Source organism: Streptomyces sp. NPDC002779 (genome assembly GCF_042888685.1).
GTDB lineage: Bacteria > Actinomycetota > Actinomycetes > Streptomycetales > Streptomycetaceae > Streptomyces.
Window position 1 is genome coordinate 167,801 of sequence record NZ_JBIAQC010000001.1, and the last position, 12,989, is coordinate 180,789.

The window sequence follows — 12,989 nt, forward strand, 5'->3', positions numbered from 1 at the left end:
CGATGAGCCAGGCGGCACAGAATCTGAACTGGTTGATCACCAACTTTGTGGACAACACCCCAGGGGTGTCCCACACCGTCGTCGTGTCCGCCGACGGCCTCCTGCTGGCGATGTCGGAGGGATTCCCGCGCGACCGTGCCGACCAGCTGGCGGCCGTGGCGTCCGGACTCACCTCGCTCACGGCGGGTGCCTCCCGGATCTTCGAGGGCGGCACCGTCGCGCAGACGGTCGTGGAGATGGAGAGAGGATTCCTCTTCCTGATGTCCGTCTCCGACGGCTCGTCGCTCGCCGTGCTCGCGCACCCCGAGTGCGACATCGGCCTCGTCGGCTACGAGATGGCGTTGCTGGTCGACCGTGCGGGCGCGGTGCTCACGCCCGACCTGCGTGCCGAGCTGCAAGGCAGTCTGCTCCACTGACCGATCTCGGATCCACCCGCCTCACCAAATCACCGTCAGGCCGCCACAGTCCCCCCACCGGCCCCGTCAGACGGCACGACTGACCAACTTGCTGTCCCGCCCGGAGGATTCATGACCCCGCCCAACGCCTCTCATGATCCGTACGCGGAGCCGTACGAGGATGAGGGCGACCAGCCGCTGGTACGTCCGTACGCGATGACCGGCGGCCGGACCCGGCCGCGCTACCAGTTGGCCATCGAGGCCCTGATCAGCACCACGGCCGACCCGGCAGCGCTCATGGGGCTGCTCCCGGAGCACCAGCGCATCTGCCATCTGTGCCGAGAGGTCAAGTCGGTCGCCGAAGTCTCGGCGCTGCTGTCGATGCCTCTCGGTGTGGCCCGGATCCTCGTCGCGGACCTCGCGGAGGCCGGGCTGGTCGCCATCCACCAGCCGGGTGGCGACGAGAACAACGGCGGTGCACCGGACGTGACACTGCTCGAAAGGGTGCTCAGTGGACTTCGCAAGCTCTGACGGAGGCCGGGCGACCACCTCCGCGAAGATCGTGGTGGCGGGCGGCTTCGGCGTCGGCAAGACGACGTTCGTCGGCGCCGTCTCCGAGATCAACCCGCTGCGCACGGAGGCCGTGATGACGTCCGCGAGCGCGGGCATCGACGACCTCACCCACACCGGGGACAAGACGACCACCACGGTCGCCATGGACTTCGGCCGCATCACGCTCGACCAGGACCTGATCCTGTACCTGTTCGGCACCCCCGGCCAGGACCGCTTCTGGTTCATGTGGGACGACCTGGTGCGCGGCGCGATCGGCGCCGTCGTGCTGGTCGACACCCGGCGCCTGGCCGACTGCTTCCCGGCGGTCGACTACTTCGAGAACAGCGGACTGCCCTTCGTCGTGGCCCTCAACGGCTTCGACGGGCACCAGCCGTATGCTCCCGAGGAGGTGCGCGAGGCCCTGCAGATCGGGCCCGACACCCCGATCATCACGACGGACGCCCGGCACCGCTCGGATGCCAAGAGTGCGCTGATCACCCTGGTCGAGCACGCCCTGATGGCCCGCCTGCGGTAGTGGATCAAGTGATCGGTCGCGTACGGCAGTTGTCGTAGATGTCCCGGAGTCGGCTGTGGCCTTTGACACGGTCGGCTCCGGTGTTCATAACGTTTCGGCAGAGGAATCGGGTGGTACCGCCACGCGTCGCGGTCAACCGGTCTCACTGCGCTCACGTAGGCCCCGCCTTTTGGCGGGGCTCGCTCTTTATGACCGTTTTATCTGGGGCTCGTGTCACGTGAAACCAGCGCTCTCCACTGTTTGGAACTGCGCTGGTCCACGTGCTGGAATGCCTGAACTGCCCAATAGTCAATGACGTACTCCCCAGCCGAGGACGTACCGGGCTCTGAGACACTGCGGCACAACGATAGGTGCCGACCGCCGAGAGGTTGTTGGTCGAGTGAGGCGAAGCAAGAACAGTCCCGAGCCGTCGGCCCGGGGCAACTTCACCCCGCCGCCGCGCGGAGCGGCGCCCGCCCCTGTGCCCGGTTCGGAGCCGACGGCCGGCCCCGCTCCGAGCGGCGGCCGGCTCTCCCCGCGCAACTGGCGGGTGCCGACCCGGCTGAACGCGATCCTGCTCATACCCGTGCTGGTCGGCCTCGTCATGGGCGGCTTCCAGGTGAAGAGCTCGATCGACACCTGGCAGGAGGCCGAGGACGCGGAGAACACCGCCGTTCTGGTGCGGGCCTCCCTCAACTACGCGGACGCGCTGTACAACGAGCGCGACATCACCGCGGCCCCCCTCCTGCTGAACCAGGACAAGGACGTCGTCACCGCGGCCCGCAAGAAGACGGACGCCGCCGCCGACGCCTTCGACGAGGCGGCCCGGAGCATGCCGTCGAAGGCCGGCCTCGAACGCCGTCTGACGCTGTTCCGCAAGGTCGAGCCCGAGCTGGCGATCCTGCGCGAGGAGGCGTACACCACCAAGCGCCCCGGCGTGGAGACCGAAGAGGGCTACGTCGACATCGCCCACCCGCTGACCGAGTTCGCCAACGAGCTCGGCCTCGGCACCGGCAACATCACCTCCTACGGCCGTACCGTCTACGCGATCGAGCTGACCAAGGGCGCCCTGTCGCTCCAGCGCTCCATCGGTATGCACATGCTGGTCGACCCCGGCCCCGGCACCGGCAGCTTCACCAGCCAGAAGGTCGCCCTGACCTCCTACGCCTACCTGGAGGGCATCGCCGTCCAGGAGTACCTCGGCGGTGGTACCGAGGCGGACGCGCAGAAGCTGGACGACGCCAAGGCGGACATCAAGGCCAAGGGTGCGGCCATGGCCAAGGAGGCCAGGGCCGAGAACCCGGACTACGTCCCGCCGCCGGAGGACCCCACCGACATGGTGCGGCTCGTCGCGGGCCTGAAGACCACCGACCCCGCCGAGCGGCTGGCCCTCGCCGAGAAGGGCGTCACCGCCGAGAACTGGTGGGCGGTCAACACCCTCAAGTACGACGCCTACGGGCAGATCGAGTCCGACCTCGCCGACAGTGCGGTGCGCGAGGCCGCGGCGATCGCCGACGAGGCCAAGCGGGACGCCTTCATCGTGGGTGCCGCCGTCGTGATCGCCCTGCTCGCCGCGTTCATCCTGGCCGGCATGGTGGCCCGCCAGATGTCCCGCGCGATGCGCCAGCTGCGCAACGCCGCCTTCAACATCGCCGAGCAGCGGCTGCCGATGCTGGTCGACCAGCTCTCGCGCACCGACCCCGGCCGGGTCGACACCCGGGTCCAGGCCATCCCGATCACCACCACCGACGAGATCGGCGAGGTCGCCCGCGCCTTCGACCAGGTCCACCGGGAGGCGGTCCGGCTGGCCGCCGAGCAGGCCCTGCTGCGGGGCAACATCAACGCGATCTTCACCAACCTGTCCCGGCGCAACCAGTCGCTGATCGAGGGCCAGTTGACCCTGATCACCGACCTGGAGAACAACGAGGCCGACCCGGACCAGCTGGAGAACCTCTTCAAGCTGGACCACCTCGCGACCCGTATGCGCCGCAACGGCGAGAACCTCCTGGTCCTCGCCGGCGAGGAGCCCGGCCGCCGCTGGGACCAGCCGGTCCCGCTGGTCGACGTGCTGCGTGCCGCCTCCTCCGAGGTGGAGCAGTACGAGCGCATCGAGCTGTCCGGGGTCCCGGAGGCCGAGATCCACGGCCGCGCCGTGACCGACCTCGTGCACCTGCTCGCCGAGCTGCTGGAGAACGCGACGACGTTCTCCTCCCCGCAGACCAAGGTCCGCGTCACCGCGACCCGGCTGCCCGACGGCCGTGTGATGGTCGAGATCCACGACAAGGGCATCGGCCTCACCGCCGAGGACTTCGCGGACATCAACCACAAGCTGGCCAACCCGCCGACCGTGGACGCCGCGATCTCCCAGCGCATGGGCCTGTTCGTGGTCGGCCGGCTGTCCGACCGGCACGGCATCCGCGTCCAGCTGCGCCCCTCCGGCGAGCAGGCCGGTACGACCTCGCTGGTCATGCTGCCCGACGCGATCACCCACGGTGGCGGCGGCGACGCGCCGATGCAGGACCAGTTCACGGTCTCGCAGATCATCCCGGAACAGAACTTCCAGGGTGAGGACTTCAACCGCCAGCCGATGCGCACGGCGGCCGAACTCGGCTTCGACGACAGCCGCTACGAGGTCCCGGACGACATCCGCGACCTGGACCCGGTCGGCCGCTCCCTGACGCGCCAGGAGCGCCGGGCGGCCCTGGAGGCCCAGTCGAACGGCGACGAGCACGGCCAGAGCGGGCCCGAGGGCGGGTACGACGAGTACACCGGCCAGCAGCAGGGCTACGACGGCACCGGCGCGAGCGGCCACGGCGGCTACCCCGAGCAGCAGTCGGCGTACGACCCGCAGACGGCGTACGAGGGGCAGCAGCCGTCGTACGAGGCGCAGTACTACGCGCCCAACGGCGGCCTGCCGCAGAACGACTCCTTCTCCTCCAACGGCGGCTACCCCGACCCCGGTTATGCGGAGCCCGCTCGGGAGGAGCCCGCGGCCGCGCAGCAGTCGGCCCCGGAGGCCTTCCCGGCCTTCGAGGAGCGGCGCTACCAGGACGACTGGCCGCAGCAGGACGATTACCGCAACAGCTACCCGGACCAGTACGCTCCGGAAACGGAACCTGTGCAGGCCGCTGACACAGATGAGCGGGACCGCGTAGGCTTCGACCGTCCGGGACCGGCCCCCTCCGCCGCCCACGAGCTGACCGACGCCGGGCTTCCGCGCCGCGGATCCCCCGCGAGCGGCTCGAACGGCGCCCGGCCAGTGAGCCAGGAGACGCCGGCCCCCGCGGAGAACCCCAAGGACGACAGCTGGCGCTCGGCGAACGACGATCGCTGGCAGCAGGCGGCGCAGCTCCGCAAGCCCAAGGCGGGCGGAGTCACCTCCTCCGGTCTGCCCCGGCGGGTGCCCAAGGCCAACCTGGTCGAGGGAGCCGCCGAGACCACCCCTCAGGGAGGTCCACAGATCTCCCGTGCTCCCGAGGACGTCCGGGGCAGGCTGAGCAACCTGCGCCGCGGGGTCCAGCGGGGTCGCAGTGCGGGAAGCGAAACGAACGGCCAGGCCACTAGGAATCAGCACAGTGGTCCTGACAGCACCTACAACCAGGAGCGTTAGTGTGAGCCCGATGAGCCAGGCGGCGCAGAACCTGAACTGGTTGATCACCAACTTCGTGGACAACACCCCCGGGGTGTCGCACACGGTGGTGGTCTCCGCCGACGGACTCCTTCTGGCGATGTCCGAAGGCTTTCCGCGTGACCGCGCCGATCAGCTCGCGGCGGTCGCCTCCGGTCTGACCTCGCTGACCGCTGGTGCCTCGCGCATCTTCGAGGGCGGCAGCGTGAACCAGACGGTTGTGGAGATGGAGCGGGGATTCCTCTTCATCATGTCCATCTCCGACGGTTCGTCGCTCGCGGTTCTTGCCCACCCGGAGGCGGACATCGGCCTCATTGGGTACGAGATGGCCCTTCTGGTGGACCGTGCCGGTACGGTCCTGACGCCGGATCTGCGTGCGGAGCTCCAAGGGAGCCTTCTCAACTAACAGACACACGGTGCGTTTTGTCGTCCCGGGGCCGTAAGGTTTCGGGACGCGGCTCCCCATTGACGGGTGCCAGGCACAGTCGGAGGAGGAGAGAAAGTGGCAACACCCCCAGACGGTTCGTCATCGGGCAACTGGTCGTACGGCCCTGCCCAGGGCCAGAACGACGGTTCCCAGAACCGGTACAACTTCCCCTCCGCGCCGAGCCAGCGGCGGCAGCAGCCGTACGGACAGCCGCAGGGCCCCCAGGGCCCGGGGCAGTCGCCGTACGACCAGCCGCAGGCGCCGCGCATCCAGCCCGAGCAGCCGCAGCGACGCGCCCCTGAGCCGACGCCCGCCGGGGCGTCGCATCACAACCCCTTGGTGCGCCCGTACGCCATGACTGGCGGCCGGACGCGCCCGCGCTACCAGCTCGCCATCGAGGCGCTGGTGCACACCACCGCGCAGCCGCACCAGATGCAGGGCCAGTTGCCCGAGCATCAGCGGATCTGCAACCTCTGCCGGGAGATCAAGTCGGTGGCCGAGGTCTCGGCCCTGCTCACGATCCCTCTCGGCGTGGCCAGGATCCTCGTCGCCGACTTGGCGGAGGCGGGCCTGGTCGCCATCCATCAGCCCGGCGGCGACGAGAACGCCGGCGGCCAGCCAGACGTGACACTGCTCGAAAGGGTGCTCAGTGGACTTCGCAAGCTCTAGCGGCGGTCCTTCCCGCTCCACCACCTCGGCGAAGATCGTGGTGGCGGGTGGCTTCGGCGTGGGCAAGACCACGTTCGTCGGGGCCGTTTCGGAGATCAACCCGCTGCGCACAGAGGCCGTCATGACGTCTGCGTCGGCGGGCATCGACGACCTCACCCACACCGGAGACAAGACGACCACGACGGTCGCCATGGACTTCGGCCGCATCACCCTGGACCAGGACCTGATCCTGTACCTCTTCGGTACGCCCGGCCAGGACCGCTTCTGGTTCATGTGGGACGACCTGGTGCGCGGCGCGATCGGCGCCGTCGTGCTGGTCGACACCCGGCGCCTGGCCGACTGCTTCCCGGCCGTCGACTACTTCGAGAACTCCGGCCTCCCCTTCGTGATCGCCCTGAACGGCTTCGACGGCAACCAGCCGTACAACCCGGACGAGGTGCGCGAGGCCCTGCAGATCGGCCCCGACACCCCGATCATCACGACGGACGCCCGGCACCGCTCGGACGCCAAGTCGACGCTGATCACCCTGGTCGAGCACGCCCTGATGGCCCGCCTGCGCTAGTCCACCCGAACCGGTTGCGGCCTCCGTGCCTCCTGTGGGAGGGATGGGGGCCGTACGTCGTTTTCAGGAACGCCATCTGACCATCGAGGAGCTGGCCCGGGTGCGGGTGCCCGGGGTGAAGTTCTCGCGGAGCGTCAAGCGGCAGTTCGAGCAGATCGCGGACGCGGTGTTCGACCGCAGGGAGCCGTTCCTGGAGCACGAGTTCAGGGGCCTGTCCACGCCCGAGGCCGTGATCGACGCGGTCTGCGACACCTTCGCGGCGGCGGAGTGCGGACGGTGCGGCCGCCGGTGGGTCTGGACGAGACCCAAAGCAGCCTCCCGCCGGCAGAGGGAACCCTCCGGCTCACAGCGTGCGTCATGCCCGACGATCCGTTGGTGCTGCTACGCCCCGGTGTGACCGTCAGCGTCTGCTGGCCGTACGGCTACGGCCCCGCCCTCCCAGCCGGGAGAACGGGGCCGTGGCAGCGCAGAAGCTCAGCGCCAGCTGTGCGGGGCGCGGAAGCCCGGCTCGCGTTCCAGGCGGCGCCAGCCTGCCCGGGCGCGGCCCCGGTGGGCCGGGGCGGACGCGGGCCGGGCGGCCGCGCGGGCCAGCAGGATCGCCGTGATGGCGGCGACTTCCTCGGGCCCGGCGTGGCCCTTCTCGACGCGAATGTCAGGGAGCTTCATGGGTGTCAGTCTCCGTAAGAGAGGTTTCCGCAGCGGTACCGGTGGGTTACTGCGGGGGGTTGCCGTGCTTGCGGGACGGCAGGTCGGCGTGCTTCGACTGGAGCATCGCCAGGGAACGGATCAGGACCTCGCGGGTTTCCGCCGGGTCGATCACGTCGTCGACGAGACCGCGCTCCGCCGCGTAGTACGGGTGCATCAGCTCGGACTTGTACTCCTTGACCATGCGGGAGCGCATGGCCTCGGGGTCCTCGGCCTCCGCGATCTGACGCCGGAAGATGACGTTGGCGGCACCTTCGGCACCCATCACGGCGATCTCGTTCGTCGGCCAGGCGTACGTCAGGTCCGCACCGATGGACTGGCTGTCCATGACGATGTACGCACCTCCGTAGGCCTTGCGCAGGATCAGCGAGATCCGGGGCACGGTCGCGTTGCAGTAGGCGTACAGCAGCTTGGCGCCGTGGCGGATGATTCCACCGTGCTCCTGATCCACGCCGGGGAGGAAGCCGGGCACGTCCAAAAGGGTGAGGATCGGGATGTTGAAGGCATCGCACATCTGGACGAAACGAGCCGCCTTCTCCGACGCCTCGATGTCCAGGACGCCCGCCAGGGACTGCGGCTGGTTGGCCACGATGCCGACGACCTGGCCGTCCAGCCGGGCCAGCGCGCAGATGATGTTCCGCGCCCAGCGCTCGTGGACCTCCAGGTACTCCCCGTCGTCGACGATCTCCTCGATGACCTTGGCCATGTCGTACGGGCGGTTGCCGTCGGCCGGGACCAGGTCGAGCAGTACGTCACCGCGGCGGTCCGCGGCGTCCGTGGACTCCACGCGCGGCGGGTTCTCGCGGTTGTTCTGCGGCAGCAGCGACAGCAGGTAGCGGACCTCCGCGATGCACGTCTCCTCGTCGTCGTACGCGAAGTGGCAGACGCCGCTCGTCTCGGCGTGCACGTCCGCGCCGCCCAGGCCGTTCTGGGTGATCTCCTCGCCGGTGACCGCCTTCACCACGTCCGGGCCGGTGATGAACATCTGGGAGGTCTCGCGGACCATGAAGACGAAGTCGGTCAGGGCGGGGCTGTAGGCCGCGCCGCCCGCGCACGGGCCGAGCATCACCGAGATCTGCGGGATGACACCGGAGGCCCTGGTGTTGCGCTGGAAGATGCCGCCGTAGCCGGCGAGGGCCGAGACGCCCTCCTGGATCCGGGCGCCCGCACCGTCGTTGAGCGAGACCAGGGGCGCGCCCGCCGCGATGGCCATGTCCATGATCTTGTGGATCTTGGTGGCGTGGGCCTCGCCCAGCGCGCCGCCGAAGATGCGGAAGTCATGGGCGTAGACGAAGACCGTGCGGCCCTCCACCGTGCCCCAGCCGGTGATGACACCGTCGGTGAACGGCTTCTTGGACTCCAGGCCGAAGCCCTGGGCCCGGTGCCGGCGCAGCTGCTCGACCTCCTGGAAGGAGCCCGGGTCAAGCAGCAGCTCGATCCGCTCCCGGGCGGTCAGCTTGCCCTTGGCGTGCTGCGCCTCGGTCGCCTTCTCGCTGGGACCGGCCAGTGCCTGGGCACGGATCTCGTGCAGCTCGGCGACCCGGCCGCGCGCGTCCGTGGGCTCACCCGTCGTCTCTTCCAAAACGGTCATGTAGCGACCTTACGAAGAACGCGGGGTAATGCGGGCCGTCGACTCCGTACAGTCTCCGGCCCGTTTTCCTGGTACCCCTGAACAGAACCATGCCGGTATGCAGCCGTTCTGACTGCTCAGAGGTCGTTTGGCTTGTAGAGGTCACACAAAGCCGTCAGCTGAGAGTCACCTCACATTCATGGCTCGCACATGCCATCCCCGGAGTGACACGGAGATGCAGTCGGCGGCCTGTGGCGAGCACCTCGACGCTGTCGTCGGCCCGGATCACCGAGCGCACCGGACGGTCCCAGACGATCTCCACCGGTGCGCCGGTGCGGGGCGGCTCGCTCACCGAGAGGGCGGCGGTACGGCCGTGGGTGCGGACCAGGACGCTCGCCCCCGAGGAGGAGGTGAGCGGGCCCGCGGTGCCCGCCTGCCAGAAGTTCGCCGCGGTCAGGCCGAGCGAGGGGACGTGGACCGCCTGGCGTCCGGCGTCGTTGGCGAGGACCGACAGCCAGTCCCGGTCGGCGGCCCGGGCGGCGACCGCGCCGCGGGAGGCGCCGGGCATCAGGACGTACCGGTAGGAGGCGTCCGTGGGGTCCGTGCCGTGGTCCAGCCAGAGCGTCTGCCAGCGGCGGGTGCGCCGCTCGGCCGTACCGGCGGTGTTGATGTCGGCCCAGGCTCCCGTGCGGTCCTCGCGCAGGGTCCGCGGCTCCCCCTCGGGAACCAGCCACCCGCCGTGCCCCTGGAGATGGGCCCAGCCGTCGCCCCGTACGAAGGTCTGCTCGCCGCTCTCCCCCAGGTTCCGGTTGTCGACCACCGTCTCGACGGGGACGCCGTCGGCACAGGTGATCCCGGCGCCCAGGCAGATCACCGCGTCCGCGACGCAGAACCACGACTTGCGGGCCTGGAGGGTCGAGCCGAGCCCCTTCAGGTGCTGCCCGATCGCCGCGTACTCGCCGTCGGTCGCCCCGCCCACCCAGCGCGCGTCGGGCCGGGGCTCGCCCCACTCGCCGCCGGCCCGGTCGGGCAGCCGCCGCGTCGAGACGGTCGTCCCCGGAAGCCGGTACCAGTCGACGGTGGGCCAGTACCAGTCGGTGTACTGGTCCCCGAGCCCCGCCGCCCACCAGGACAGCATCCCGGCGCCGGTGTGCCAGCCGCGCGGGTTCTCGCCGTTGCCGCATTCGTAGTGGGCGATGCGGTCGCTGGCCATCGCGATGTTCGCGACGAAGCCGGGGCGGCGGTGGACGGCCCGGTCCATGGCGGCGAAGAGATGGTGGCCGGTGGGTTCGGGCGCGGCGGGCAGGGAGGAGGCGGCGACGGCGTGCAGCCGCGCGAGGTCGGCGACCCCGAACTGCCGTCCCGTCAGGACCGGGGCGACGGTGTCCCGCTCGATCCAGCCCTTGACACGGCCGTACCAGCGCTGCCGCTCCGCCTCGCTCGCCCCGCCCGCGAGCAGGGCGACGGCGGCGATGACGGCGTGCCCGTGGACGTGGTCGCTGCGCATGACCTGCCGGTCGTCGCCCTTGAGGCAACCGCGGCTGATGGCCCGGCCGTTGACGCTGTCCATGATCAGCCCGTCGTGGACGAGCGGGGCCCAGGCCCGCTCGACGCTGTCGAGGACGGTCTGCCGACGGGGATCGGTCACCTCCCACTCGGACCCGGCGAGCAGCGCGAAGAGCCGTCCGAGCCCGTCGAGCAGGACCTGTCCGTAGGTGCCGGAGTAGGGGACCCGGGTGTGCTGCACGAACGATCCGTCCGCGTACAGCCCGTCCCCCCGGGTGACGTACGGGAAGACCGGCGAGAGCGCGTCCCGGGCGAGGGCGATCCGTTCGGGTTCCTGGCCCAGGACCCCGCGCAGGGCGACGGAACGGCACAGGTCGACCCGGTTGGCGCCGGTGGAGGTGCCGGAGTAGTCGGTGAGCGCGGAGTCGGGGACGAAGTGGTCGACGGCGGCGCAGGCGGCGGCTCGCCGGGCCTCGCCCAGGCGGTCGTGGAGCGCGACCGTGATGTCCATCAGCAGCCTCGGGCTGCCGATCTGCCACTCCCACCAGTTGCCGTACGGGGTGGTGGAGGGGTGGTAGACGGTGGCGGACAGGTGGTCGAGCCCGCGCAGGACGTCCGCGAGCAGGCTCGGGTCACCGGTCGATCCGGTGCCGGGCTGGACGTAGGCCTGGGTCATGGTCCACAGCCGGCTGTAGCTCCGGGTGATGCCGGAGGGCGGGTCGTAGGGGGTGCCGGGCCACAGGGAGCCGGCGGTGGGCGCCATGGACGCCTGGAAGCCGCGCGCGAGCACCCCGGTGTCGGCGAGGCGGGAGGCGTACGGCTCCGCCGTGGGGTCGTAGCCGGACCCGAGGGCGAGATCGAGCCATCGGCGCCGGAGGGCGGCGTACGGATCGGTGATCCCCTGCGGGGTCGCCGCCGTGAGGGTCAGCCCGGCGGCGAGGAGAAGGACCCGGCGAGTGAAGCGCATGCCCTCCAGGGAACCACCTCGCGAAGATAGTTGAAATCCGAACGGAATAGGTCTACCGTCGTCCATGTTGGAGCTGGTTGAACATTCAACTTAACCGCGCGATCGTCACCAGCACGACCGCCACCGGCACGACCGTCCCCAAGGAGAACGTCATGAGCATCTTCGGCCGCAAGAACACCGTCGAGACCCCCGCCGCCGTCACCCCGGAGCTCGCCGCCCTGACCGGCGACTACAGCATCGACGCCGCACACTCCACGCTCGGTTTCGTGGCCCGGCACGCCATGGTCACGAACGTCAAGGGCACGTTCCTGGACTTCACCGGCTCGCTGCACCTCGACGGCTCCGACCCGGCGAGGTCCACCGCCTCCCTGGACGTGAAGATGGACAGCATCGACACCGGTTCCGCGGACCGCGACGGCCACCTCAAGAGCGCGGACTTCTTCCGCACGGACGAGTTCCCGGCCATGACCTTCCGCTCCACCAAGGCGGAGGCCCTGGGCGGCGACGACTACCGCGTCACCGGTGACCTGACGATCCTCGGCACCACCCGGCCGCTCACCATCGACCTGGAGTTCAACGGCGCCGCGAAGGACCCGTTCGGCAACGAGCGCGTCGGGTTCGAGGGCAAGGCCGAGATCCTGCGCTCCGAGTACGGCCTGACCTGGAACGCGGCCCTGGAGACGGGTGGCGTGCTGGTCTCCGACAAGATCAAGCTGAACTTCGACATCTCGGCGATCCGCAACGCGTGACCCGTCCGCCCCTCAGTCGCACCCCCTGAGCGCGCCCGCCCTCCGACTCCCCCGACGGAAGGCGGGCGCTCGGCTGTCTAACGTCCCTCCAGCTTCGCGATCGCCGCGGCCAGCCGGCCCGCCCGGGTCTCGGGCGTACGGGCCTGGAGCAGGCCGAGGACCACCTGATAGCGGTCGCTCCTGCCCAGCTTCTCGAAGACCTCCCGGGCCCGGGGGTTCCGCTCCAGTTCCGCCGTCAGGTCCTCCGGCACGGTCGCGTTGCGCTGCGATTCGTACGCCGCCGCCCACCGCCCGTCGGCCCGGGCCGCCTCGACCTCCGCGATCCCGGCGGGCCGCATCCGCCCGGCGGCGCTCAACTCCGCGATCCGCCGCACGTTGACCATCGACCAGAGGCTGCCGGGGCGGCGCGGAGTGATCTTCTGCAGGAAGTACGACTCGTCCAGCGGCTTGCGCTGCCCGGTGATCCAGCCGTGGCACAGGGCCACGTCGTTGACGTCGGCGAAGTCCGCGGACGCGATGCCCGACCCCTTCTTGGCGACCTTGACCCACAGCCCCGGATGCGGGGCGGGGTGCTCGGCGAGCCAGGTGTCGAGGGCGTCGACGGAGGCGAAGAAAAGAGGGCCTGCGATCTCGGTCATGGGGAGACCGTAGGCGGGGAATAGGCCAGTTTCCGTCCTAGATAAGCGTCCTGGACGAGCCCGCTCTGTCCTCGATGACGCATGGCTGGATATCCCCTCTTGTGCTC

General features: G+C 70.0%; 13 protein-coding genes. 9 read left to right on the top strand and 4 right to left on the bottom strand.

The annotated features are described in order from the left end of the window. The first annotated feature begins 2 nt into the window (after positions 1-2). The 8 genes from ACFYW5_RS00755 to ACFYW5_RS00790 all read left to right on the top strand — a co-directional run bounded on the left by ACFYW5_RS00755 (position 3) and on the right by ACFYW5_RS00790 (position 7,144). Entirely contained in the window at positions 3-416 is a 414-nt protein-coding gene (locus tag ACFYW5_RS00755; RefSeq protein WP_023546525.1) for a roadblock/LC7 domain-containing protein, read from the top strand. A gap of 111 nt (positions 417-527) precedes the next feature. Continuing rightward, on the top strand, positions 528-926 hold the full coding sequence (locus ACFYW5_RS00760; protein WP_015657618.1) for a DUF742 domain-containing protein: 399 nt from the start codon (positions 528-530) through the stop codon (positions 924-926). After that, complete coding sequence (locus tag ACFYW5_RS00765; RefSeq protein WP_015657619.1) at positions 907-1,482, top strand: ATP/GTP-binding protein; 576 nt, start codon at positions 907-909, stop codon at positions 1,480-1,482. The genes ACFYW5_RS00760 and ACFYW5_RS00765 overlap by 20 nt, the downstream gene beginning before the upstream one ends. A 379-nt stretch (positions 1,483-1,861) precedes the next feature. After that, positions 1,862-5,071 (top strand): nitrate- and nitrite sensing domain-containing protein, encoded by a 3,210-nt coding sequence (locus ACFYW5_RS00770; RefSeq protein WP_389414778.1) that lies wholly within the window; start codon positions 1,862-1,864, stop codon positions 5,069-5,071. 10 nt (positions 5,072-5,081) lie between these two features. Further along, complete coding sequence (locus tag ACFYW5_RS00775) at positions 5,082-5,495, top strand: roadblock/LC7 domain-containing protein (RefSeq protein WP_004983065.1); 414 nt, start codon at positions 5,082-5,084, stop codon at positions 5,493-5,495. Positions 5,496-5,591: 96 nt separating this feature from the next. After that, complete coding sequence (locus ACFYW5_RS00780) at positions 5,592-6,185, top strand: DUF742 domain-containing protein (protein WP_389414779.1); 594 nt, start codon at positions 5,592-5,594, stop codon at positions 6,183-6,185. Beyond that, positions 6,166-6,747: an ATP/GTP-binding protein gene (locus tag ACFYW5_RS00785; RefSeq protein ID WP_389414780.1), complete on the top strand. Its 582-nt coding sequence runs from the start codon at positions 6,166-6,168 to the stop codon at positions 6,745-6,747. The genes ACFYW5_RS00780 and ACFYW5_RS00785 overlap by 20 nt, the downstream gene beginning before the upstream one ends. Before the next feature lie 43 nt (positions 6,748-6,790). Further along, positions 6,791-7,144 (top strand): hypothetical protein, encoded by a 354-nt coding sequence (locus tag ACFYW5_RS00790; RefSeq protein ID WP_389414781.1) that lies wholly within the window; start codon positions 6,791-6,793, stop codon positions 7,142-7,144. A gap of 77 nt (positions 7,145-7,221) precedes the next feature. On the opposite strand, the gene ACFYW5_RS00795 is transcribed toward ACFYW5_RS00790, so the two are convergent. The 3 genes from ACFYW5_RS00795 to ACFYW5_RS00805 all read right to left on the bottom strand — a co-directional run bounded on the left by ACFYW5_RS00795 (position 7,222) and on the right by ACFYW5_RS00805 (position 11,495). Continuing rightward, positions 7,222-7,413 (bottom strand): acyl-CoA carboxylase epsilon subunit, encoded by a 192-nt coding sequence (locus ACFYW5_RS00795; protein ID WP_389414782.1) that lies wholly within the window; start codon positions 7,411-7,413, stop codon positions 7,222-7,224. A 46-nt stretch (positions 7,414-7,459) separates the two neighbouring features. Beyond that, positions 7,460-9,043, bottom strand: coding sequence for an acyl-CoA carboxylase subunit beta (locus ACFYW5_RS00800; RefSeq protein WP_389414783.1), 1,584 nt, complete (start codon positions 9,041-9,043; stop codon positions 7,460-7,462). Between the two features lie 154 nt (positions 9,044-9,197). Next, positions 9,198-11,495 (bottom strand): polysaccharide lyase 8 family protein, encoded by a 2,298-nt coding sequence (locus ACFYW5_RS00805; protein ID WP_389414784.1) that lies wholly within the window; start codon positions 11,493-11,495, stop codon positions 9,198-9,200. 152 nt (positions 11,496-11,647) lie between these two features. Here ACFYW5_RS00805 and ACFYW5_RS00810 point away from each other — a divergent pair, with 152 nt between their 5' ends. Beyond that, entirely contained in the window at positions 11,648-12,244 is a 597-nt protein-coding gene (locus ACFYW5_RS00810) for a YceI family protein (RefSeq protein ID WP_389415609.1), read from the top strand. A gap of 77 nt (positions 12,245-12,321) precedes the next feature. On the opposite strand, the gene ACFYW5_RS00815 is transcribed toward ACFYW5_RS00810, so the two are convergent. After that, positions 12,322-12,882, bottom strand: coding sequence for a YdeI family protein (locus ACFYW5_RS00815; protein WP_389414785.1), 561 nt, complete (start codon positions 12,880-12,882; stop codon positions 12,322-12,324). Between the last annotated feature and the right edge of the window lie 107 nt (positions 12,883-12,989).